21 protein-coding genes are annotated in these 21,888 nt (G+C 61.6%); 7 read left to right on the forward strand and 14 right to left on the reverse strand.

The annotated features are described in order from the left end of the window. Positions 1-114: 114 nt before the first annotated feature. On the reverse strand, positions 115-1,014 hold the full coding sequence (locus ACEN9O_RS26085) for a LysR family transcriptional regulator (RefSeq protein ID WP_495614700.1): 900 nt from the start codon (positions 1,012-1,014) through the stop codon (positions 115-117). A gap of 116 nt (positions 1,015-1,130) precedes the next feature. Here ACEN9O_RS26085 and ACEN9O_RS26090 point away from each other — a divergent pair, with 116 nt between their 5' ends. Together ACEN9O_RS26090 and ACEN9O_RS26095 are read left to right on the forward strand one after the other, a co-directional pair. Beyond that, positions 1,131-1,676 (forward strand): carboxymuconolactone decarboxylase family protein, encoded by a 546-nt coding sequence (locus tag ACEN9O_RS26090; RefSeq protein ID WP_495614701.1) that lies wholly within the window; start codon positions 1,131-1,133, stop codon positions 1,674-1,676. Between the two features lie 25 nt (positions 1,677-1,701). Then, entirely contained in the window at positions 1,702-2,328 is a 627-nt protein-coding gene (locus tag ACEN9O_RS26095; RefSeq protein ID WP_495614702.1) for a pyridoxamine 5'-phosphate oxidase family protein, read from the forward strand. Here the strand turns inward: ACEN9O_RS26095 and ACEN9O_RS26100 are convergent. From ACEN9O_RS26100 to ACEN9O_RS26145, 10 genes are all read right to left on the reverse strand, one after another. Continuing rightward, the gene (locus tag ACEN9O_RS26100; protein WP_495614703.1) at positions 2,325-2,780 is read right to left on the reverse strand and encodes a YbaK/EbsC family protein; all 456 of its coding nucleotides are present in this window, start codon (positions 2,778-2,780) and stop codon (positions 2,325-2,327) included. The genes ACEN9O_RS26095 and ACEN9O_RS26100 overlap by 4 nt on opposite strands. A 13-nt stretch (positions 2,781-2,793) precedes the next feature. Next, positions 2,794-3,867 (reverse strand): DUF4272 domain-containing protein, encoded by a 1,074-nt coding sequence (locus ACEN9O_RS26105; RefSeq protein ID WP_495614704.1) that lies wholly within the window; start codon positions 3,865-3,867, stop codon positions 2,794-2,796. A 48-nt stretch (positions 3,868-3,915) separates the two neighbouring features. After that, a complete protein-coding gene (locus ACEN9O_RS26110) occupies positions 3,916-4,641 on the reverse strand; it encodes a hypothetical protein (RefSeq protein ID WP_495614705.1) in 726 nt (241 codons plus the stop codon). A gap of 9 nt (positions 4,642-4,650) precedes the next feature. Continuing rightward, entirely contained in the window at positions 4,651-5,490 is an 840-nt protein-coding gene (locus tag ACEN9O_RS26115) for an aldo/keto reductase (RefSeq protein WP_495618542.1), read from the reverse strand. Positions 5,491-5,563: 73 nt separating this feature from the next. Continuing rightward, positions 5,564-6,286: an ABC transporter ATP-binding protein gene (locus ACEN9O_RS26120; RefSeq protein WP_495614706.1), complete on the reverse strand. Its 723-nt coding sequence runs from the start codon at positions 6,284-6,286 to the stop codon at positions 5,564-5,566. Between the two features lie 12 nt (positions 6,287-6,298). Then, positions 6,299-8,248 (reverse strand): branched-chain amino acid ABC transporter ATP-binding protein/permease, encoded by a 1,950-nt coding sequence (locus ACEN9O_RS26125; protein WP_495614707.1) that lies wholly within the window; start codon positions 8,246-8,248, stop codon positions 6,299-6,301. 3 nt (positions 8,249-8,251) lie between these two features. Next, positions 8,252-9,142 (reverse strand): branched-chain amino acid ABC transporter permease, encoded by an 891-nt coding sequence (locus tag ACEN9O_RS26130; protein WP_332855825.1) that lies wholly within the window; start codon positions 9,140-9,142, stop codon positions 8,252-8,254. Positions 9,143-9,221: 79 nt separating this feature from the next. Then, on the reverse strand, positions 9,222-10,379 hold the full coding sequence (locus ACEN9O_RS26135; protein WP_495614708.1) for an ABC transporter substrate-binding protein: 1,158 nt from the start codon (positions 10,377-10,379) through the stop codon (positions 9,222-9,224). Positions 10,380-10,576: 197 nt separating this feature from the next. After that, positions 10,577-11,107, reverse strand: coding sequence for a tetratricopeptide repeat protein (locus ACEN9O_RS26140; RefSeq protein ID WP_495614709.1), 531 nt, complete (start codon positions 11,105-11,107; stop codon positions 10,577-10,579). Positions 11,108-11,118: 11 nt separating this feature from the next. Beyond that, positions 11,119-13,134, reverse strand: a complete 2,016-nt coding sequence (locus ACEN9O_RS26145) for a bifunctional 2',3'-cyclic-nucleotide 2'-phosphodiesterase/3'-nucleotidase (protein WP_495614710.1) — start codon at positions 13,132-13,134, stop codon at positions 11,119-11,121. A gap of 268 nt (positions 13,135-13,402) precedes the next feature. On the opposite strand from ACEN9O_RS26145, the gene prfB reads away from it, so the two are divergent. The 3 genes from prfB to lysS all read left to right on the forward strand — a co-directional run bounded on the left by prfB (position 13,403) and on the right by lysS (position 16,740). Then, a protein-coding gene (gene prfB / locus ACEN9O_RS26150; protein WP_495614711.1) for a peptide chain release factor 2 occupies positions 13,403-14,507 on the forward strand; the annotation gives its coding sequence in 2 pieces (ribosomal slippage) (positions 13,403-13,483 and positions 13,485-14,507; 1,104 coding nt in all). Continuing rightward, positions 14,507-15,184: an HAD family hydrolase gene (locus ACEN9O_RS26155; protein WP_495614712.1), complete on the forward strand. Its 678-nt coding sequence runs from the start codon at positions 14,507-14,509 to the stop codon at positions 15,182-15,184. Before prfB ends, ACEN9O_RS26155 begins: the two co-directional genes overlap by 1 nt. A 26-nt stretch (positions 15,185-15,210) precedes the next feature. Further along, on the forward strand, positions 15,211-16,740 hold the full coding sequence (gene lysS / locus ACEN9O_RS26160) for a lysine--tRNA ligase (RefSeq protein WP_495614713.1): 1,530 nt from the start codon (positions 15,211-15,213) through the stop codon (positions 16,738-16,740). 45 nt (positions 16,741-16,785) lie between these two features. Here lysS and ACEN9O_RS26165 read toward each other — a convergent pair whose 3' ends face one another. Both ACEN9O_RS26165 and ACEN9O_RS26170 read right to left on the reverse strand, forming a co-directional pair. Then, the gene (locus tag ACEN9O_RS26165) at positions 16,786-17,262 is read right to left on the reverse strand and encodes a DUF3828 domain-containing protein (protein WP_495614714.1); all 477 of its coding nucleotides are present in this window, start codon (positions 17,260-17,262) and stop codon (positions 16,786-16,788) included. Next, positions 17,259-17,621: an NlpC/P60 family protein gene (locus ACEN9O_RS26170; protein ID WP_495614715.1), complete on the reverse strand. Its 363-nt coding sequence runs from the start codon at positions 17,619-17,621 to the stop codon at positions 17,259-17,261. Before ACEN9O_RS26170 ends, ACEN9O_RS26165 begins: the two co-directional genes overlap by 4 nt. A gap of 208 nt (positions 17,622-17,829) precedes the next feature. On the opposite strand from ACEN9O_RS26170, the gene ACEN9O_RS26175 reads away from it, so the two are divergent. Then, positions 17,830-18,603 carry a substrate-binding periplasmic protein gene (locus ACEN9O_RS26175; protein ID WP_495614716.1) on the forward strand — a complete coding sequence of 258 codons (774 nt, stop codon included), beginning with the start codon at positions 17,830-17,832 and terminating at the stop codon, positions 18,601-18,603. Between the two features lie 54 nt (positions 18,604-18,657). Here the strand turns inward: ACEN9O_RS26175 and ppnN are convergent, their stop codons facing one another. Further along, positions 18,658-20,028, reverse strand: coding sequence for a nucleotide 5'-monophosphate nucleosidase PpnN (gene ppnN, locus ACEN9O_RS26180; protein WP_495614717.1), 1,371 nt, complete (start codon positions 20,026-20,028; stop codon positions 18,658-18,660). A 256-nt stretch (positions 20,029-20,284) separates the two neighbouring features. Here ppnN and ACEN9O_RS26185 point away from each other — a divergent pair, with 256 nt between their 5' ends. Next, positions 20,285-21,784 (forward strand): peptide MFS transporter, encoded by a 1,500-nt coding sequence (locus tag ACEN9O_RS26185; protein ID WP_495614718.1) that lies wholly within the window; start codon positions 20,285-20,287, stop codon positions 21,782-21,784. The last annotated feature ends 104 nt before the right edge of the window (positions 21,785-21,888 follow it).

The following is a 21,888-nucleotide window of genomic DNA, read 5'->3' on the forward strand; positions in this document are numbered from 1 at the left end:
ACCGTGCGTAGAAATGATGCCTAGCAACGCAGCAGCTCGTGACCGACGCGTTTAATTGACAACGATATTGCGCCTCGTCGGATACATTGTCAACGAATTTTGTATACAATTTTTCTATCGAAGCGCATGGTCTTCGCCCAGCGTGGCAATCGCCAGATCGAGGAAGGCGCGCAGCTTGCGGGACGAATGCCGGCCTTCGTGATGCACCACGCTGACCGGCACCGCTGCCGCCTCGTAGCCGGACAGGATCGCGCTCAAACGGCCATCGGCCAGGTATGGCGCAGCCATATAGGACAGCACGCGGGTGATGCCAAAACCGTCCAGCGCCGCGCGCAAGGCGGCGTCGTTGCTGGTGCTGCTCAGGCGCGGATGCACCTTCACCGACTCCGGCTTGCCGTCGCATTCGAAGCGCCAGTCGTTGGTCGCCGTCACCGGGATGGCGGCGATCAGGTCATGCCCGGCCAGGTCCTGCGGCGTGGCGGGAACGCCACGCGCTGCCAGATAGGCCGGCGTGGCACACACCACCTGCCTGACCTGCCCCACGCGCACCGCCTGGTAGCTGGAATCCGGCAGGGTGCCGATGCGGATAGCGGCGTCCACACCCTCGTCCATCATGTTGACTACGCGGTCGAGGAAGCGGCATTCGACGTCGGTCTCCGGGTAGCGCCGCAGGTACTCGGTGACGATGGGCGTGACGTACATCGCACCGAACATCACCGAGGCCGTGATCACCAGCCGCCCTCGCGGCGCACCGTGCGCGCCGGCGGCCGAGGTTTCGGTTTCCGCGACGTCGGCCAGGATGCGGCGACAGTCGGCGGCGTAGCGCGCGCCGGTTTCGGTCAGCCGCACCACGCGCGTGGTGCGCAACAGCAGGCGCACGCCCATGCCCTCCTCCAGCTCCGTGACGGCGCGCGTGACCACCGGCGGCGATATCTTCAGCTTGCGGGCGGCGGCGGCAAAACCGCCTTCATCGACGACGGCCACAAAGATCGCCATGGCGGAAAGCTTGTCCATATTATTCCTGAATTAGAAATAGTTTATTGTTAATTTAACGGATTCTCATTATCTCGCTTATCGATGAAACTGCAAGTGTTCGCTGAACAAACAACCCAACCCAAAGGAAAATGACCATGAACCGCATCGCCACCATCGAAACCGCTACCGCCAACGCCGAACAAAAAGCCCTGCTGGATGCCATCCAGGGCCAACTGGGCATGGTGCCCAACTTCCTGAAAGTGTTCGCCAATTCGCCGGTCGCGTTGCGCGCCTTCCTCGGCCTGCACGGCGTGGCCAACGGCGGCACGCTCGACGCCTTGACCCGCGAGCGCATCGCGCTGGCGCTGGCGCAGCAGAACAGCTGCGAATACTGCGTCTCCGCCCACACCGCGATCGGCCGCAAAACCGGCTTGAGCGGCGACGAAATGACGGCTGCCCGCAGCGGCAGCAGCGCGGATGCGCAAGCCGCCGTCGCGGTCACGTTCGCGCAAAGCCTGATGGAGAATAAAGGCGGCGTCAGCGCCCTCGAACTTGCGGCCATACGCAACGCGGGCTATAGCGACTCGGATATCGTCGAGATCATCACCCACGTCGGCATGAACTTCCTGACCAATATCCTCGCCAAAGCCAGCCGCGTGGAGATCGACTTCCCGAAAGTCGACCTGAAAATCGCAGCCTGATTTCACACTGATCGAGGAGCACATCATGGGTCGCGCCTATTCCGATATCACCTTCACGCCAGCGGTGCGTGAGGTTCAACGCAGCGTGGGGAGCCGCGACCGCTATGCCTTCCTCGACCAAATGGAAGACCGCCAGGACAGCCTGGGCGAAAGGGAAATCGCCTTCATCGAGGAGATGGACCATTTTTACCAGGCCACCGTCAGCGAAACCGGCTGGCCTTATGTGCAGCATCGCGGCGGCCCGAAAGGCTTCCTGCGCGTGCTCGATGCGAAAACACTGGCGTTCGCGGATTTTCGCGGCAACCTGCAGTACCTCAGCGTCGGCAATCTGAAGGTGGATGACCGCATCTCGATGATACTGGTCGACTATGCGAGACAGGTGCGCATGAAAATCATCGGCCGCACACGCATCATTGAAGCGGCCGACGATCCTGCGCTGATGGAGATGTTGCGCATGCCGGGCTACAAGGCCCGCATCGAGCGCGCCTTCATTATCACGGTCGAAGGCTACGACTGGAACTGCCCGCAGCACATCACACCGCGCTACACGGAGCAGGAGGTCACCGCCATGACGGCGCCCCTGCTTGCCCAACTCAAGCTGCTGAAAGAGCAGGTGGCGAAGCTACAGGGTCCGGCGGCATCGCCTGATTAGCAGACGTCCACCCATTGTCCTTGCGTGACTGTCGCCAGCAAGTCCGGCGCAATCCGCACCACGCTGTTGACCGAACCAGCGGCAGGCAGCACCTCGTCGAAATTGCGCAGCGATTCATCGACATACACCGGCAGCGCCTGCGCCAGGCCGAATGGACAAACGCCGCCGACGGGATGACCAGTAGTCTCGGCCACCTCTTCGGGCGGCAGCATCTTGCCCTTACCGAAGGCATCGCGGAATTTGCGATTGTCGATGCGCGCGACGCCGCTGGCTACCAGCAAGATCACACGGCCATCGCGAACGCGGAAGGCCAGCGTCTTGGCGATGCGTCCCGGCTCGACGCCATGCGCCTCGGCCGCCAGCGCCACGGTGGCGGTGCTGACGTCCAGCTCCACGATGGGCAGATGAAGATCCCGGGCGAGGAAAAACTCACGAACGGATTGCAGGCTCATAGATGTTTACAGGTCAGGTTGGTGTATCGACTTCGTCCCAGTCGCGGTCTTCGAAATGTACCAGCCAGTTCAAGGCATGATGACGCTCTTGCAGCACGCCGTCGTTCAGCCCCGCTGGAGTGGCGGTCTTCTTCAATATTGCCTGGCGCGTGGCCCAGTGCAGGCGGTAGTGCAGGTCCAGCGCATCCAGGATTTCCGCCGCCGGTCGCATGGCCAACTGCTTGCGCAAGCCTTCCGTGCCGCGTTCGATGACGGTGCGCGAGATCGCGGCTACGTCGCAGATCGCGTCGGCGAACGGCAGCGCCTCCTGCATACCCAGCACCCATTGCAGCACAAGGATGGCTTCATACCGCCACAGGAACTGGGTGGTTTCCTGCTCTGTGGGCGTCTCCTGCGCGAGGAAGGCGCGCTCCGCATCGGTCAGGCCAGCGAAGGCTGGTGGAAAACGCTTTTTCAGATCGTCGACAGCGATGGCGCGGCCGCCCGCCAGCGACTCCGCGCGGATCGCGACCACAAACAGCGCCAGCATCCTGCGCAGCACATCTTCCGGCGTACGCAAACGCAGCTCCGGCTCGGACACCAGCGGTGGCAACGTTGCCGGCACCGCGACCTTGCGGGCGGCAAGCAGCTCCTCCGAGCCAGCCTTGCGCTGCCAGGCCTGCGGCGGATAAGGGACCACGGCCTGCGGATCGCCGTCGTCACCGGTTGCTGGCAGCAGGATGCGTCCTTGTGGATCGCGCACGCTGCCGTCAGCCATGAAGACGACGGCGTTTGCCGCCTCCGCCCAAGCGGCGAAACTGTCCATCGCGCTGGCCTCGATGGACAGGCTGACATGCTGGCGCACGCGCTGGACATGGCGGATCACGTGATAGCGGACCTGCGTCATGCGCCCTCCGCCAGCTTGCGCCATGTGGTTCATGAAGCCGTTGAGATGGGGCTGCAATTCCGGATCGGACAGGTCGCGCCGGGCGTTGAGCACATGCGGGAAGCCAGGCTTGGGAACATCGGCAACGGTGCAGTAGGCGTTGATCAGGATGTGGTGACTGGTGTCTTTGGGAGAGAACAGGTTTTTAATTCGGTTTAGCATAATTCGCTGGACAGTTAGGGCTGTCCAGCAGTGTAGCAGAGCCGCCTGTCACATAGGCGCCGCCGGAATGTCGTATTCGATCAGCGCTTCGTCATCCCAGCTGGGGTCGGCCAGAGGTGGCGAGAACACGTTTTTCTTCTTTTCGACGAAGGGCAGCGTTTGACGACGGTCTCCGGAAACCAGGGTCACGCCAGTGGCGTTCAACGGCGCTTGGTAGTTAAGGTGCAGGCTCTTGATATGACATATGCCGCCAGCCAGCGTGAGTCCGCCGCGAATCAGGAAGCTGATGTCTTCCCGATTGACGGCCCAGGCGATTTCGCACTCCATCCTCAGGTCGCCAAGGCGGCGCGCGTTGGCGGGAACGCCCGGTGTATGGATATCACCGCGCCAGCGCACCACACTTTTCTTCTTGTTGGTGACCAAGTCGGCCTTGTCATCGATCGCCGCCTGAATGCGCGGCAGGACGAAGGTACCATCTGCTGCGACGGGGATGTTTTCCGACGTATTGTCGCCGGCGATACGCAGCGTGACGCCGGCGACCGATCCACCGACCATGGTTGACACCAGCTGAAATCTCATCGGTGCGGCCGGCGCGTATTTGCGATGCTCTTCGAACGCATCCACACCTCTCAGCATCACCTTATAGGACTTCAGTTCGGGGTTCTTTACGCCACCCACTTCAACCACCTGCGGTGTCTCCGCATCGGCTTCGGGGACTTCCTGCGCGCTTGCGCCGGCGCAGGCCAGCAGCAGACTAAAACAAAGTAATTTCATAAATCCTGATTAACGCATGTCGAGCACACGGGCCCTACGTGGTGGAGGGAAGGCCTGATCCAATGCGGCCAGATCCTGCGGGGTGAGTTTGATATCGGCGGCGGCGCGGTTGGCGCGCACATGTACCGGGTCGGTGGCCTTGGGGATGGCGATCACGCCGTCCTGATGCAGCACCCAGGCCAGCGCGATCTGCGCCGGCGTCACGCCATGGGCATGGGCGACGGCATGCAGGCCGGGGTTGTTCAGCAGCGCGGCCTGTTCGCGGCCGTGCGACTCCAGCGGCGAGTAAGCCATCAGTGGCATGCCCTGCTGGCGGCACCACGGCAGCAGATCGAATTCGATGCCGCGCTTGCACAGGTTGTACAGCACCTGGTCGGTGGCGAGGGCACCAAAACCGACGGCATCCTGCATGCTTTCGAGGTCGAAGTTGCTGACGCCGTAGTCCTTGATTTTTCCGGCCTTCCTGAGCGCCTCGAAGCCGTCGACGGTTTCGTCCAATGCGAAGTGGCCCTGCCAATGCAGCAGGTAGAGATCGAGGCAATCGACCTTGAGCCGGCGCAGGCTGCGCTCGCACGCGGCCTGCGTGCCTTCGAAGCTGGCATTATGCGGATAGACTTTGCTGACCAGGTAGACCTCGTCGCGGCGGCCGGCGATCGCTTCGCACACCACCTCCTCCGCACCGCCCTCGCCGTACATTTCGGCGGTATCGATCAGCGTCATGCCGAGGTCCAGGCCCAGCTGCAGGGCGCGGATCTCATCGCGTTTGCGCGCAGATTCCTCGCCCATGTTCCAGGTTCCCTGGCCCAGCGCGGGCACGGTCGCTCCCGAAGGGAATTTTACGGTTTTCATCATGGCTCCCGCCATTCAACAAAACGTATAGTATCCCCAACCGTGCTTTTTTAGCAAACGCACGCGGACGGGTTCAATGCCCGCCGCCGAGGTAGGCCGCGATGACTTTCGGGTCGGTCTTCAGGCTCTCCGCCGGACCGTGGACCGAGATCGTGCCATTTTCCAGCACATAGCCGTAGTCGGCCACGTTCAGCGCGGCAGCCGCGAACTGCTCCACCAGCAGCATCGTCACGCCTTCGGTTTTCAGGCGCTGGATGATGCGGAACACTTCCTCCACCAGGATAGGCGCCAGGCCCATCGACGGTTCGTCGAGCAGGATCACTTCCGGGTTGAGCATGACGGCGCGCGCCATCGCCAGCATCTGCTGCTCGCCGCCGGACAACGTGCCTGCCAGCTGGTGCTGGCGCTCTTTCAAGCGCGGGAACAACTCCAGCGCCTTTTCCAGGTCGTGCTTGATGTCGCCCTTCGGCCGCGCGCGCGTGAAGCGCGGGAAGGCGCCCAGCAGCAGATTGTCCGTGACCGTCATCGAGGCGAATACGCGCCGTCCTTCCGGCGAATGCGCCAGGCCGGCGCGCGCGATCTTGTGCGAATCGGCGCCGGTGATGTCCTTGCCGTCCAGTGTGACCTTGCCTTCCTTCGGCTTGAGCATGCCGGAGATGGCGCGCATGGTGGTGGTCTTGCCGGCGCCGTTGGAGCCGATCAGCGTGACCAGCTTGCCCTTCGGGACCTCCAGCGAGATGCCGTGCAGGACTTCGACTTTGCCGTATGACGCGTGCAGATTGGTGATCGATAGCATGTGCTGTCCTCATTAATGCGCCGCGGGCGCTTTGGTGCCACCGTGTTCTTCGCCGCTGCCGCCCAGGTAGGCTTCGATCACCTTGGGGTCGCTCTGCACCGCAGCCGGTTTGCCTTCGGCGATCTTCTGGCCGAAGTCCAGCACCGTCACCGTATCGGACAAGGCCATCACCACGTCCATGTGGTGCTCGATCAGGATGATGGTGATGCCGTGGTCGCGGATCTTGCGGATGATCGCCATCAGCTCCTTGATGTCCGGCGCGGTCAGGCCGGCCGCCGGCTCGTCGAGCAGCAGCAGGCGCGGACTGAGGCCGAGCGCGCGACCTATCTCCAGCAGGCGCTGTTTGCCGTACGGGAGATTGCGCGCCTCTTCGTCGGCCATCGCCGTCAGGCCGACGAACTCCAGGATGCTGGCGGCACGTTCGCGCGCGGCGCGCTCTTCGCGCTTGTAGCGCGGCGTTTGCAGCATCACGTCCAGCACATTGGATTCGAAGGTGTTATGCAGGCCGACCAGCACGTTCTCGGTCGCCGTCATCTCGCCGAACAGCTGCACGTTCTGGAAGGTGCGCGCCACGCCGCCCAGCGCGATCTCGGACGGCGTGCGGCCGGAAATCACCGCGCCCGCAAACGCCACCTTGCCGGCGGTGGGCTTGTAGATCCCGGTCAGCACGTTCATCATCGTGCTCTTGCCCGAGCCGTTAGGACCGATCAGACCATGCACCGATCCCTGCACCACGTTCAGGTCGACCTGGTTGAGCGCCTTCAGGCCGCCGAACTGCATCAGGATCTGGTCGACGCTGAGCAGCGTCTCGCCAGCCGCACCGCCCTTGGCCCGCGCGAACGGCTCGGCGCCGCTGGCCTGCACCGCCTTGGCGTGCACGGTGCCCCGCCCCATCAGGCTTTGCAGGAAGCCGACGATGCCATCCTGCAGATAGTAGACCACGAACAGCGTCATCAAACCGAAGATGGTCAGGCGCCAGTCGACGATGTTTTCCAGCTTGTAGGAGTAGCCCGCCATGCCGATGGTGGCGATCAGCGGCACCATCACGCCGCGCACGGTGGCGCGTTTTTTGTACAGCATCAGCGCCGAGCCGATCACGCCCAACACGGCGGCAGCCACGGCGATCTGGCGGAACAGCTCAATATCGGCCAACAGGCTAGGCAGCATCACCACGATCATCGCGCCAATCAGCGAACCGGAACGCGTCTTGCGGCCGCCCATGATCACCGCCAGCAGGAACAGGATGGTCAGCTCGAAGTTATAGGTGTTGGGCGAGATATACTCTTCCGAATACGCATACAGGCTGCCGGCCAGGCCCGCAAAGCCGGCGCTGATGACGAAGGCGTAGACCTTGTAGCGATATACCGAAACGCCCATGCAGTCGGAGGCGATCGGGCTGTCGCGCAGCGCCTCGAAGGCGCGGCCCAGGTTCGATTTCAATATCCGGTGCACGACGATCAGCGACACCACCATCAGCGCCGCCACCATGTAGTAGTAGCTTATCTCGCCAAGCTTCTGGCCGATGATGACCGGCTTGGCGATCTTGATGCCCATCGGGCCTTCGGTGAGGAAGGTCATCTCGTTGATCAGGATCTGGATGATGGTGCCGAAGGCCAGCGTCACCATCGCCAGGTATGGGCCCGTGACGCGCAAGGCCGGCAGCGCGAGGATGGCGCCGAACACCGCCGCGCCGCCCACACTGGCCGGAATCGCGATCCAGAACGGTGCGCCGAGCTTGAACACCATCACGCCGGTGACGTAGGAGCCGATGCCGAACAAACCAGCGTGGCCCAGCGACACCTGCCCCGTGTAGCCAACCACGATGTCCAGTCCAAACAGCAGGATGGCGTAGATCAGGATCGTCTCGAACAAGTGGACGTAGTACGGATTCGGAATCAGCACCGGGTACAGCACCAGCGCCGCCAGGCCCACGATGCTCGCCGCGAGGAGTTTCTTATTCATGGGTCAGACCTTTTTGATGGCGGCTTTGCCGAACAGGCCGGACGGCTTGATCGCCAGTACCAGCAGAAGCAGCAGCAATCCCGGCACTTCCTTGTAGCCGGTCGAGATGTAGTAGCCGGTGGTGGTCTCGGCGATGCCCAGTATCAGCCCGCCGACGATGGCGCCGACGCCGGAGGTCAGGCCGCCGATGATCGCCACCGCGAACGCCTTCAGGCCGAGCGAGGCGCCCATGGTGGCGCCGGTCAGCGTCAACGGCGCCACCAGCACGCCGGCAAACGCCGCCGTCGCCGACGACAGCGCATACGAGAAGGTGATCACCATGCGGGTGTTAATGCCCATCAGGCCGGCCGCGTCGCGGTCGTTGGCGGTGGCCACCACGGCCTTGCCATAGATCGATTTGCGGTTGAAGATCTCCACCGCCGCCATGATCGCCAGCGCGCCGACGATCACCGCCACCTGCATCGGCTGCACGTTCGCGCCCAGCACCTGGAACGGCGCGGAGCTCAATGGCGACGGGAAGGTCAGGTCGTCCTTGCCCCAGATATTCTCGGCCACGTTCTTGAAGATGATGGCCAGCGCGATGGTCGACATGATCCAGCCGAACTCCGACTTGATCTTGATCGCCGGCCGCACGCCTATCCATTCGACGAACATGCCTTGCAGCGCGCCGAACACGATCACCAGGGGGATCATCAGCAGGTAGCTCATGTAAGGTCCGCCGTGGATGGTGCCGACCAGGCTAAGCCCGACCAGTGCGCCCAGCATCAGCGACTCCCCCTGGCCGAAGTTAAGCGTGCCGGAGGTGGCGAAGGTGAGCTGATAGCCGAACGCGATGACGGCGTAGATCATGCCGAGCGCGATGCCGCTGAATGCCAGTTGCAGGAAGATTTCCATGATGACCACCACTGTAGAACGACAAGAAAAAGGCCAGGCTTGAATCCTCAAGACTGGCCGGTACCAATGCAGCGCGCGCTTACTTGGCCGGCACTACTTTGCCGTCCTTGACTTCGCCGAAGACGGTGATGTCGGCGGTGATCGCTTCGTGGTTGTCTTTGCTGAACGGCTTGTTGTAGGAGGTGACGACGCCGTCAACCTTCTCGTTCAGGTTCTCCAGCGCGGCCTTGACCTTCGGTCCCTCGGTGGAACCGGCCTGCTTGATGGCGGCCGCCAGCAGGTAGATCGAATCGTAGCCCTGCGCCGCAGACACCGCCGACGGCATGCGGTCGCCAGGTGGATGGTAGGCCTTCACATAAGCGTCGATGAAGGCTTTACGCTTGGGCGTGTTCGGCTCCTGGATGAAGGTCTGCGGCATGCGGGTGCCGTTGCCGTTCTTGCCGGCGTTGTCGATGAAGTTAGCCATCGACAGCGTCCAGCTGCCGATCAGCGGCACCTTCCAACCCAGTTTTTCCATGCCGTTGGCGATCTGCGCCAGCTCCGGGCCGATACCGTAGGTCAGCACCACTTCGGCGCCGGCCTGCTTGGCCTTGAGCAGCTGGGCCGTCATATCGACGTCCTTCAGATTGTATTTTTCGATGGCGACGGCGCTCATCTTTTTAAGGGCCAGCGCCTTTTCCAGGTCCTCGCGGCCAAGCTGGCCGTAGTTGGTGGAGTCGGCCAGGATGGCGACCTTCTTGAACTTGCGGTGATCGACAGCTTCCTGGACGATCATGTGCGACTGGATCGTATCGTTGGCCGAGTTGCGGAAGATGTAGTTCTCCGGCTGGTCGGCGAACTGCTTGGTGACGATGGAGCCGGTGGCGACGTTGTTCATGACCGGGATCTTGGCTTCCTGGTAGAAGCGCTGCGAGGCCAGGGCCACGCCGGTATTGATGTAGCCGACGGTGGCGGTGACTTTTTCCTTGTTGATCAGCTCCTGGGCGATCTGCACGCCGCGCTCGTTCTTGGCTTCGTCGTCGCGTTCGACCAGCTGGATCTGGCGGCCCAGCAGGCCGCCCTTGGCGTTGATCTCCGCCACGGCCAGCTTGACGCCGTCGCGCATGGACACGCCCATCGGCGCGGAACCGCCGGTGAAAGGACCGGCCACGCCGATCTTGATGGGATCAGCCGCCATCGAGGAAGCCGAGAAACCGAGCGCCATGCCTGCGACGAGCATTTTCAACTTGAAATTCATCTGTCATCTCCTGTTTACAACGTTTTTATAATAGCTGCTTACGTGCGAAACTCGGCTGGCTAGCCGCACCATCGATGGAGCATTGTAGGTTAGTAGTTCAACAGCAGCAACAGATAGATGTGCGGCGTCGCAGCAAGCCTCCAAGGGGCTGCCGCGTGTAAGCTGGCAGTAAGAATCGGGCGGATATTTTGTCGGCTTTACATGCCGGAAGTGCGATGCGCCAGCGCGCGATTGGCGAAGCGCATCTGCGTCTCGGACAGCGCTTCGTTGCGGTCGAAGCCCATGGAGCCGTCGCGCAGGCCGATGGCCATCGCCATCACCGCTTCAGGGTACTCCAGATCGGCGGCTTTTTCTATCAGCCGGCGTGCGGCCTGCTCATCGCGTTTAACGCCGTCGCCGCTCAGGTACAGGTTCGCCAGCGCGAACATCGCGGCCGGCATCTGGCGGCCAGCCGCGAACTCCAGCCAGCGAGCCGCAGCCTTGGCGTCGCGCGCGACCGCCATGCCGTTCCGGTACATCATGCCCAGATAGTAGGCGGCCAGCGGATCGCCAGCCTTGGCGGCGGCGCTGAAGATCGAAAAGGCTTTCGGCAGGTTGGCGGGTACGCCGGAGCCGCCGCGCAGGTACAGGCGCGCTTCGTCGACCGGTCCGGCCACGGCAAAGCCTGCGGCTCCGGTCAACACCACCGCCATCAATCTCACTGCCAGCACTTTTCGCACTTGCTTCATGCGCCCTCCGTTCATATCGACAAATCGATGGCGTACAGGGCCAGGCCCTTGCCGCCGCCATCGTCCGTTTTAATCTGCGAGACCGCCTTCAGGCCGGCCTCCTTCGCCAGTTCCACCATGTCGGGGGCAGAGTGAAACACCACCGCCCCCTTGGTCACCACCGGCGCGAAACGCCAGCTGCGCGTCGAGCCGTTGCCGGCGCGGGTAATGTTCTTCTGCCGCTGGATGTAGGATATCAGCACATCGCGGCTGGCGTCCGGGGAAGCCAGAATGGTCTTGCTGCCGTCCAGCCCAGGGAAAGCGCCGCCGCCACTGGCGCGGTAGTTATTGGTCGCGACCAGAAATTCCTGCGCCGGCGCCAGCGCCGCGCCCTTGTACTGCAGGGCCGTGATGCGCTGGCCGGCCGGTTTCGTGACGTCGATCTGGTAGCTGACATCGGCGCTACTGAGCATGTCGAAGTTGAATCCCGGCGTGGCCGTGTTGACCAGCTCCTGCTGCGCGCCGTTGGCCGGATCGATGCGGTTGAAGCGTTCCGCCGCTTTCTCCAGCCAGGCTTTCAGGCCGGAGCCGTTCACCTTCACCACGTGCAGCGCGTTCGGGTACAGATACAGGTCGGCCACGTTGTTCAGCGCCAGCCCGCCCGGCTTGACGTCGGTGTAATCGCCGGCGCCGGCGGCGCCGGCCTTGAACGGCGACGCCATCGACAGCACCGGCAGCGTCGCGTACTGCGGCAGGTTGGCCTTGACGTAGTTCTGCACATAGGCGGTCTGCGCCTGGTTCACCACCTCGATGGCGCTGATGTCGCCGACGTCGGCGAAATAAGTCGTCATGCGGAAGTCGCTATTGCCGACCGGGGTTTTCACATAACGGATGGTGGCCTCGTGCTCGGCCGCCACCAGCGGCGCGATGGCCGGATCGGCGGCGACGTAACTGCCGTCGGCGTTCCGGGTCGAGCGGACTTCGACCGTGGTACGGCTTTTATCCACCACCCAGGCCTTGCCGTCATACTTCAGGCGCAGGCCGATCACGCCCAGATGCTTGCCCCACAGGTTGGCCATCACGGCTGGCACGCCGTAGACGGTGCCCCTGGCCTTGTCCACGTTCGGCAGATCGAATTCAGGCACCTTGCTGGCCTTGTCCGGGAAGGGCTGGTGCGAATGCCCGATCATCATCGCATCCACACCCGACACCTGCGCCAGGTAGTAATTGGCGTTTTCCATCTGCGGCGAATACGGCGCGCCATCGAGGCCGCCGTGCGAGATCGCCACCACCAGGTCCGCACCCTGCGCGCGCATTTGCGGGATGTACTTCTGCGCTGTCTCGCGCACGCCCTCGGCGTAGACTTTACCTTCCAGCCAGTGCTTATCCCACGACATCACCACCGCCGGCGCAAAGCCGATGATGCCGACCTTGATCGTCGCCGTCACCGGCTTGCCATCGGGCCCGGTGGCGCCGATCTGCCGCGTGAGGATGCGGTATGGCTGGAACAGTGGCTGTCTGGTTTTGGCGCTGTAGATATTCGCCAGCACGATGGGGAAGTTCGGCCCGGCGCAGCGCGGCGCGTCGGCAGGTACGCCGTCAACGTCGAAATGGCTGCCTGTGACCTGATTCAGGTAGGCCAGGCCGTAATTGAATTCGTGATTGCCGATGCCGCCGCCATCCACACCCAGCAGGTTCATGGCCTTGTAGATCGCCAGCGTCTGGCCGCAAGCCACCGGCGCGACCAGCGCCTGGTAGTCGGCCAGCGCCGTGCCCTGGATGGCGTCGCCGTTATCGAGCAGCAGATTGTTGGGGAATTCGGCGCGCGCCTGCTTGATCAGCGTCGCGGTGCGCTCAACGCCGATCGACGGATCGGCCTTCAGCTTGTAATAATCGTAACTGAGCACGGTGGCGTGCAGGTCGGTGGTTTCCATCAATGCCAGCGTGGCTTCCGCGCCCACAGGCGGCCGGGCACCCTGCGGCAGACCGGCACAGCCGAGCAACAATGAGGGTAAGGCGATGGAAAAGCAGCAAACCGCTGAACGCATGACTGGATTATCTAAAGTTGCAACTTTTTGGCAACGGACCGATGCGCAACATCATACGCAGTGAATTTCCTTGCATCAAGCTACTTAAGGCGTAGTCGGCATAATTTTGTGTTTTTTGTGGTAAAAATGCCAGCATTTTGCATCTGTCGGCGCCCCAAGCAAACGGCACCGGCGTCGCCCTGCGCCTCACAGGCTATTTAGCTGGGAGGGAGCGGCCCGGCTAGGGTATAATCGAAGGTTTGATTTCAGCCCTAGAAAAGAAGAAAACATGGAAGCCGAACGCATCAACGCCCTCTCCGCCCTGCTCGCCGATATGACTTCGCGCGAAGCCGAACTTCGGAGGTATCTTTGACTTCGATAAAAAGTCAGAGAAACTCGAACAAGTAAACGAAGAACTGGAAGACCCGACGGTCTGGAACGACCCGAAAAAGGCCCAGGATCTCGGTAAGGAAAAGAAATCGCTCGAAGCCATCGTCTTCGCGCTGACCAAGGCCGACACCGACCTCAAAGACATGGGCGACCTGTTCGCCATGGCCAAGGAAGAAGGCGACGACGACACGCTCGAAGCGCTGATCGTCGACGCCGAGGAAGTCCGCAAGGTCATCGAAGGCATGGAGTTCCGCCGGATGTTCAACAATCCGATGGACCCGAACAACTGCTTCATCGACATCCAGGCCGGCGCCGGCGGCACCGAGGCCCAGGACTGGGCGTCGATGCTGCTGCGCCAGTACCTGCGCTACGCGGAACGCAAGGGCTTCAAGGTCGAAGTGATGGAACAATCCGACGGCGAGGTGGCCGGCATCAAGACCGCCACCATCAAGGTCGAAGGCGACTACGCCTACGGCTACCTGCGCACCGAGACCGGCGTGCACCGCCTGGTGCGCAAGTCGCCGTTCGACTCGGCCAACGGCCGTCATACCTCGTTCACGTCGCTGTTCGTGTACCCGGAAGTGGATGACTCGATCGACATCGAGATCAACCCTGCCGACCTGCGCATCGACACCTACCGCGCATCCGGCGCCGGTGGTCAGCACATTAACAAGACCGACTCCGCGGTGCGCCTGACGCACGGCCCGTCCGGCATCGTGGTCCAGTGCCAGAACGACCGCTCGCAGCACCGCAACAAGGCCGAGGCGATGGAAATGCTGAAGGCGAAGCTGTACGAGCTGGAACTGCGCAAGCGCATGAGCGAGCAGCAGAAGCTGGAAGACTCCAAGACCGACGTCGGCTGGGGCCACCAGATCCGCTCCTATGTGCTGGACCAGTCGCGCATCAAGGACTTGCGCACCAACTTCGAGACCGGCAATACCAAGGGCGTGCTGGATGGCGATCTGGACGACTTCATCTCCGCATCCCTCAAACAAGGCGTTTAATGAATTCCACTTCGCAGCGCGCGTTCATCTTCGACATGGACGGCACCATCGTCGACAACATGGCCTTCCACACCAAATCGTGGCTGGCCTTCTTCGCCCGTCGCGGCCATCAGATCGACGCGGACGAATTCTTCCGCGCCACGGCCGGCCGCCAGGGCCATGAAATCATGAGCACCTACTTTGGCAAGCAGATGACCAAGGAAGAAAGCGCCGCGCTCGATTTCGAGAAGGAGTCGCTGTACCGCGAGCTGTACGCGCCGCACCTGGTTGCGGTCGACGGCTTCGAAGCCTTCATCGCCCGCGCCAAAAACGCCGGCGTCAAGCTGGCCGTGGCCACCGCCGCGCCGACCGAGAACATCGACTTCACGCTCGATGGCCTGGACCTGCGCAAGCAGTTCGACGCCATCGCCGGCGCCGCCGATGTCGCCCGCGGCAAACCGGAGCCGGACGTGTTCCTGCTGGCGGCCCAGCGCAGCGGCGCCCTGCCCGCCAACAGCATCGTGTTCGAAGACGCGCCATTGGGCGTGGAAGCGGCGCGCCGCGCCGGCATGCGCGCGGTGGTGCTGACCACCACCCTGCCGGCCGAGGCGTTCGCCGAATTCGACAACGTCATCGCCGTGGTGAGCAACTTCAGCGAGCTGGATGTCGAAGAGCTCTTCGCCGCCGCAATCAACTAATCATCACCTCAACAAAAGAACAGACCATGACTACGGATCTTCAAGAACAAGCAGCAGCGCCAGACGAAAACAAGATCATCGCCGAGCGCCGCGCCAAGCTGGCCGCCATCCGCGAGCAAGGCGTCGCCTTCCCGAACGACTTCAAGCCTCAACATAAAGCCGCCGACCTGCACGCGCAGTACGGCGAGAAGTCGCGCGAAGAGCTGGAAGCCACCCCGGTCACCGTGGTGCTGGCAGGCCGTATGATGCTCAAGCGCGAAGCCGGCAAGAAGGCCGCCTTCGCCACGCTGCAGGATTCGTCCGGTCCCAAGGCCGATGGCCGCATCCAGATCTACGCCACGCTGGACCTGACCGGCGAAGCTGCCATGGCCGCGCTGCACCACTACGACCTGGGCGACATCCTGGGCGTGACCGGCACGCTGTTCAAGACCAAGACTGACGAACTGACCATCAAGGTGTCGGAACTGCGCCTGATCACCAAGTCGCTGCGCCCGCTGCCGGACAAGTTCCACGGCCTGGCCGACCAGGAAACCAAGTACCGCCAGCGCTACGTGGACCTGATCATGAACGAGGAAACGCGCCGCACCTTCAAGGCGCGTACCGCCGCGATCTCGTCGATGCGCCGCTTCATGGAGAAGAACGAGTTCATGGAAGTGGAAACGCCGATGCTGCACGCCATCCCTGGCGGCGCCGCGGCCAAGCCTTTCATCACCCACCACAACGCGCTGGACATGCAGATGTTCCTGCGTATCGCGCCCGAGCTGTACCTGAAGCGCCTGGTGGTCGGCGGCTTCGAGCGCGTGTTCGAGATCAACCGCAACTTCCGCAACGAGGGCGTGTCGGTCCGTCACAATCCTGAATTCACGATGATGGAGTTCTACGCGGCCTACACCGATTATCACTGGCTGATGGACTTCACCGAAGCTATCATCCGCCAGGCCGCGATCGATGCGCACGGCACCGCGACGCTGACCTACGGCGGCCGCGAGCTGGATCTGGCCAAGCCGTTCCACCGCTTGACCATCGTCGAGGCGATCAACAAGTACGCGCCGGGCTACACGCCGGAGCAGCTGACCGACGTCGAGTTCATCAAGAAGGAGCTGCTGAAGTTCGGCGTCAAGCCGTTCGCCACCGCAGGCCTGGGCGCGCTGCAACTGGCGCTGTTCGAGGAAACCGCCGAAGCGCAACTGTGGGAACCGACCTACATCATCGACTATCCGGTCGAAGTGTCGCCGCTGGCCCGTGCTTCGGACACGCGCGAAGGCATCACCGAGCGCTTCGAGCTGTTCATGGTCGGCCGCGAGATCGCCAACGGCTTCTCCGAGTTGAACGATGCGGAAGACCAGTCGGCACGCTTCCTGTCGCAGGTAGCGGCCAAGGACGCAGGCGATGAAGAGGCGATGTTCTATGACGCCGACTACATCCGCGCGCTGGAATACGGCATGCCGCCAGCCGGCGGTTGCGGCATCGGCATCGACCGCCTGATGATGATCATCACCGACTCGCCGAACATCCGCGACGTGCTGCTGTTCCCGCATTTGCGCCGCGAAGAGTAATCAAGCAAAAGGCCGCTCGAATTGAGCGGCCTTTTTTTGTCGCGATCATTTATCGCTTTGAATAAGCTGAACGCTGCCAATTTTCCAGACACCCTCTTCTCGCGTGAGGGAGATGGAAAACTTGCGACGGCTTGAACTACTCGCGCCCAACTGCAACGCCACTACTGCCCTATCGCCGTCAACTACGGCACTGTCAACAATAACGTTCGTTTCCCAGTCATCGAGATAGTCCTGCGCTTTTATGAAGTAGTCCTCTTCCGCCCCCTCTTCACTGCGCACGCGCCGCCCAATTTCGCGCATCAGGGACTGGGAGAGGTACCTTGACATCGTCTTCCGATCATCGGAAACCGGCTCGCGGCCAGCCGCGAGCGAATGCAAATACCACTTGTAGAACACAGAAACGGTCCGTTCCGCAGTCGGGACGGGAGCAGCCAATACCTGCCCCCAGGCGATAAGGAGCACCACCAACAGCGAAAATAAAAACGCTCTGGCTGCCCTGGAATGGGAAAGTGGCGTTTTCATGGATGCCGATAAATTGTAAACGCCGGTTTCAATTTTCGATAGGATTCACTAGGATAAAGCCCATGGCGCTGCTTGAAGTCGGAAATCCAATTCGTCCCGTTATACATCGCCACATGCCCGTGACGATGCCCCGCAATCGGCTGTATTACCACAACATCACCGACATCTAATATTGCCGCGTCCCGAATCGTAAAACCTGCTGCAGCCAAGCTGTCGCCATAGTCCTTCGCCGAAGTGTGCCGGTGCAATCGAACGCCCCCGGCCTCGACTGCTTTCCTGACATATTCCGCGCACTTGCCGTGACTGGTTGAGCGCGCATGCTTATCGAGATAAGTCACTGCAGTTTTTTTGTCCCACATAGCTCCTCCTTATGGACATCATCCACTCCCATACGGAAATGGCGATAATTGGAATATCCAATCTATCTATTAAGAAAACCCGCATCATGAAGTTGATCAAGCCTACGTAAGCAAAAGCCGCTCGTTGAGCGGCTTTTTTTTGCTCGACCGACGCCGATAAACCGGGTAGTCTCCAGAGGAGTGACTATTTAAAAGAAAGGGAAGCAAGATGATCGGCCGCCACATGCTGCTATGCCTGACGGCGGCGCTGCTGTTCGTCGTGTGTCCCGCTGCGCGTGCGACCGATACCATCACACTGTACACCGAAGAATACCCACCCTTCAATTGGGCCGACAAGCAGACCGGCGCCGCCACCGGACTGTCCACCGACATGGTCCTGGAGCTGATGCGGCGGGCCGAATTGCCCGTCACCGCACCGGCCTTGATGCCGTGGGCACGCGCCATGGCACTGACCTCCAAGAACGCCAACACCTGCCTGTTCTCGATGGCGCGCACGCCGGAACGCGAGACCAGCTTCGCCTGGGTAGGCCCGGTGGGCCGCAACGAATGGGTGATGTACGCGCGCACCGAGGACCATATCCATCTCAACAGCCTGGAGGACGCCAGGCCCTACACCGTCGGCACCATCATCGGCGATGCGATGGTGCCAATGCTGCGCGCGAACCAGCTGAACCTCAGCATGGTCCCCCACAACCAGAGCAACGCGCCCAAGCTGAAGATGCAACGCATCCAATTGTGGTCAGAAGGACGCCTGCCGGGCATATACATCATGAATGAACTGGGCATCACCGGCGTGGAAGCCGTACTGACGTTCGCCCACTACGATATGTACCTGGCCTGTAACAAAGGCATGGATGCCAACCAGGTGGCCCGGCTCAACACCCTGCTGCGCGCCATGCACCGCGACGGCACGGTCAAGCGCATCTACAGCAGCTACGGTTTCGACAACTACACGCCCCGCGCCGAGCAGGCAGCGAAGTGAGTCCGGGATAGTCATCCGGCGCCCGCGCCAACTGCACGCGAACGCCGGTTGACGTTACTGGATCACGCGATAGCAAGGCGTGTACTGCTTGCCCGCCAGCTTCATGCGATGCTGCGCCACGAACGATGCCAGCAGCTCGTCCATCGGGCCCATGATCTCCTTGTCGCCATGGATTTCAAAGTGGCCGAACTTCTCGATGGCGCGTATGCCCTCATCCTTGACGTTACCCGCCACCACACCCGAAAACGCCCGGCGCAGATTCGCCGCCAACAGATGCACTTCCTGGTTCTTGTGCAGGCTCAGGTTGCGCATGTTCTCGTGCGTGGGCGCGAACGGATGCTGGAACTCCTGGTCGATCTTCAGGCCCCAGTTGAAGTAATAGGCGTCGCTGCGGGACTTGCGGAACTCGCGCACCTGCTTGATCCCCGCCTGCATCTCGCGCGCCACCAGCTCGGGATCGTCGATGATGATCTTGTAGCGCTGCTGCGCCTCAGGGCCCAGCGTATCGTGTATGAACTGGTTGATCTGCACGAAGTACTCGCGCGAGGTCTCCGGTCCGGTGAACACCAGCGGGAACGGAATATCGACATTATCGGGATGCAGCAGGATGCCCAATATATAAAGGATCTCCTCGGCCGTGCCGGCGCCGCCGGGGAACACCACGATGCCGTGACCGGTGCGCACGAATGCCTCCAGCCGCTTCTCGATATCCGGCATGATCACCAGCTCGTTGACGATCGGGTTCGGCGACTCCGCCGCGATGATGCCCGGCTCCGAGATCCCCAGGTAGCGTCCCTTGTGCAAACGCTGCTTGGCGTGGCCGATGGTGGCACCCTTCATCGGGCCCTTCATCGCGCCGGGGCCGCAGCCGGTACAGATGTCCAGATCGCGCAAGCCCATTTGATAGCCGACTTCCTTCGAGTAGTTATACTCGGCGCGATTGATCGAATGCCCGCCCCAGCACACCACCAGGTTAGGATTGAGCATAGGCTTGAGCACCCCGGCGTTGCGCAGGATGTGGAACACCGAATCGGTGATACCTTCGGTGACGCCCATGTCGAACTTCGGATTGTCCGTCACCTCATTGCTGACGAAGACGATATCGCGCAGCACTGCGAACAGGTGTTCATGTATGCCCTTGATCATTTTGCCGTCGACGAAAGCGATCGCCGGCGCCCCCTTGATATCGAGCTTGATGCCGCGCTCCCGCTGCACAATGCTGATCTCAAATGATTTGTATCGTTCCAGCAGTTCCTTTCCATCGTCGATAGTGCTGCCGCAATTGAGCACAGCCAGTGCGCAATTGCGGAAGATGTTATAGAGACCGCCCTGGCTAGTGTCGAGCAGCTTGTTCACTTCCGCCTTCGAAAGCACTTCCAACTGGCCTTCGGGCGAAATCAGGGTATCGACAACGTCATGTTCCATGATGCGTAAATCCTTATTCAAATTCGATGCATAACAGGTAAGCCTGCACTGCCAATATACGACAAACCGGCACTTTTTGGGGCGGAGATTGGCATAGCAGGAAAGTACATGTTTATTAGCACAAAAGACATATCTTTGCAGGCGCACCATCAAAATGTACGACCGGGGCGATTTGTAGATTAAAATGGCGCCCAATTTGGCTCCCCATAAGGGAACCCGAGACACTTTTCATAGATCATAAATTAGGAGAAGCCGCATGAGCGGTGCTACCACCACCAATACGGAAGTCGTTATTCCCGAATTCAAGCAGATCATGGGTCACCCTGCTCCGCTGTGGATGTTGTTCATGACCGAGTTCTGGGAGCGTTTCGCGTTCTACGGCATACGTTGGGCCCTGGTGCTCTACGTCGTAGCGCAGTTCTACAGCGGCGCCCCCACCGGCGAGGCCCCGGCCAACCTGATTTACGGCTCCTACCTGGCACTGGTCTACGCCGCCGCGCTGTTCGGCGGCTACGTGGCCGACCGCGTCCTCGGCTACCAGCGCTCCATCCTGGTCGGCGCGACCTTCATGGCGGCCGGCCTGTTCATGATCGCCTTCCCCAACCAGACCGTGTTCCAGCTTGGCCTGGCGACCGTCATCGTTGGCAACGGCATGTTCAAGCCGAACATCTCGACCATGGTCGGCAAGCTGTATGGCGCCACCGATCCGCGCCGCGATTCCGGCTTCACCATTTTCTACATGGGGATCAACTCCGGCGCGATGGTCGCACCGGTGCTCACCGAGTGGCTCGCTGCGACCATCTTCGGCACCAACGGCATGCCCGCTTACAAAGTGGTGTTCATGTCGGCCGGCGTCGGCATGCTGATCTCCCTGGTGTGGTTCCTCATCGGCCGCCGCAACCTGAAAGGCATCGGTGCACCGGACGCATCGAACTCCGATCCGAAGCGCGTGATGTACGTGATTCTGGGCTCGCTGTGCGTGATCCCTGTGGTGTACTTCCTGCTGGCCGCCGGCGCCAACAACCTGCAGATCGTGCTGTCCGCGCTGTTCGTCCTGCTGTCGGTGATGCTGCTGATTGAAGGGGTCAAGAACGGCAAGGTCGCCCGAGACAAGGTCATCGCCATGCTGCTGATCTTCTTCTTCAATATCATGTTCTGGATGTTCTTCGAACAGGCAGGCAGCTCGTTCACCTTCCTGGCCGACAAAATCGTCAACCGCCAGATGTTCAACTGGACCTTCCCAGTGGCCTGGTTCCAGATCTTTAACTCGCTGGCCATCATCGGCTTCGCGCCTATCATCGCCTTCATCTGGGTCGCCATGCGCGGCAAGAATCCTTCGATTCCGCGTAAATTCGGCCTGGGCCTGCTGTTCAACGGCTCCGCTTTCGGCCTGCTGATGTTCGCGCTATCGTCGCTGGTCAGCGCCGACAACCATATCCCGTTCTGGACCCTGGTCATGGTCTACGTGCTGCAGTCGATCGGTGAGCTGTGCCTGTCGCCTATCGGCCTGTCGATGGTGACCAAACTGGCGCCTACGCGCCTGGTCGGCCTGGGCATGGGCGGCTGGTTCCTGTCGACCGGCATTGGTAACAACCTGTCGGGCATCTTCGCTTCGGCAGTCAGCGGCGAGAGCGGCATGTCGGTGACGTCGGCGCTGTCCGGCTATACCTTCGGCTTCTGGTCGCTGATGGCCGGCGGCGCACTGCTGTTCCTGATCGCACCGCTGATCCAGAAGCTGATGCACGGCGTGAAGTAAGCTCTACGCTCCAGTGAAAAAGGCGCCTCATTGAGGCGCTTTTTTTTACCCCGCAGGGCCAGGCGGGGTCTGACCCCGTACGGGGTCAGACCCCTAAGTGGTGA

This window comes from Duganella sp. Dugasp78 (assembly GCF_059491455.1).

Excerpts from the sequence above, each read along its gene's own strand:
- ACEN9O_RS26140 (WP_495614709.1), bottom strand. The coding sequence starts at position 11,107 with ATGAAGCAAGTGCGAAAAGTGCTGGCAGTGAGATTGATGGCGGTGGTG.
- ACEN9O_RS26115 (WP_495618542.1), bottom strand. The coding sequence starts at position 5,490 with ATGAAAACCGTAAAATTCCCTTCGGGAGCGACCGTGCCCGCGCTGGGC.
- ACEN9O_RS26100 (WP_495614703.1), bottom strand. The coding sequence starts at position 2,780 with ATGAGCCTGCAATCCGTTCGTGAGTTTTTCCTCGCCCGGGATCTTCAT.
- ppnN (WP_495614717.1), bottom strand. The coding sequence starts at position 20,028 with ATGGAACATGACGTTGTCGATACCCTGATTTCGCCCGAAGGCCAGTTG.
- ACEN9O_RS26105 (WP_495614704.1), bottom strand. The coding sequence starts at position 3,867 with ATGCTAAACCGAATTAAAAACCTGTTCTCTCCCAAAGACACCAGTCAC.
- ACEN9O_RS26120 (WP_495614706.1), bottom strand. The coding sequence starts at position 6,286 with ATGCTATCGATCACCAATCTGCACGCGTCATACGGCAAAGTCGAAGTC.
- ACEN9O_RS26110 (WP_495614705.1), bottom strand. The coding sequence starts at position 4,641 with ATGAAATTACTTTGTTTTAGTCTGCTGCTGGCCTGCGCCGGCGCAAGC.
- ACEN9O_RS26090 (WP_495614701.1), top strand. The coding sequence starts at position 1,131 with ATGAACCGCATCGCCACCATCGAAACCGCTACCGCCAACGCCGAACAA.
- ACEN9O_RS26125 (WP_495614707.1), bottom strand. The coding sequence starts at position 8,248 with ATGAATAAGAAACTCCTCGCGGCGAGCATCGTGGGCCTGGCGGCGCTG.
- ACEN9O_RS26175 (WP_495614716.1), top strand. The coding sequence starts at position 17,830 with ATGATCGGCCGCCACATGCTGCTATGCCTGACGGCGGCGCTGCTGTTC.
- ACEN9O_RS26095 (WP_495614702.1), top strand. The coding sequence starts at position 1,702 with ATGGGTCGCGCCTATTCCGATATCACCTTCACGCCAGCGGTGCGTGAG.
- ACEN9O_RS26155 (WP_495614712.1), top strand. The coding sequence starts at position 14,507 with ATGAATTCCACTTCGCAGCGCGCGTTCATCTTCGACATGGACGGCACC.
- ACEN9O_RS26135 (WP_495614708.1), bottom strand. The coding sequence starts at position 10,379 with ATGAATTTCAAGTTGAAAATGCTCGTCGCAGGCATGGCGCTCGGTTTC.
- ACEN9O_RS26185 (WP_495614718.1), top strand. The coding sequence starts at position 20,285 with ATGAGCGGTGCTACCACCACCAATACGGAAGTCGTTATTCCCGAATTC.
- ACEN9O_RS26170 (WP_495614715.1), bottom strand. The coding sequence starts at position 17,621 with ATGTGGGACAAAAAAACTGCAGTGACTTATCTCGATAAGCATGCGCGC.
- lysS (WP_495614713.1), top strand. The coding sequence starts at position 15,211 with ATGACTACGGATCTTCAAGAACAAGCAGCAGCGCCAGACGAAAACAAG.
- ACEN9O_RS26145 (WP_495614710.1), bottom strand. The coding sequence starts at position 13,134 with ATGCGTTCAGCGGTTTGCTGCTTTTCCATCGCCTTACCCTCATTGTTG.
- ACEN9O_RS26130 (WP_332855825.1), bottom strand. The coding sequence starts at position 9,142 with ATGGAAATCTTCCTGCAACTGGCATTCAGCGGCATCGCGCTCGGCATG.
- ACEN9O_RS26085 (WP_495614700.1), bottom strand. The coding sequence starts at position 1,014 with ATGGACAAGCTTTCCGCCATGGCGATCTTTGTGGCCGTCGTCGATGAA.
- ACEN9O_RS26165 (WP_495614714.1), bottom strand. The coding sequence starts at position 17,262 with ATGAAAACGCCACTTTCCCATTCCAGGGCAGCCAGAGCGTTTTTATTT.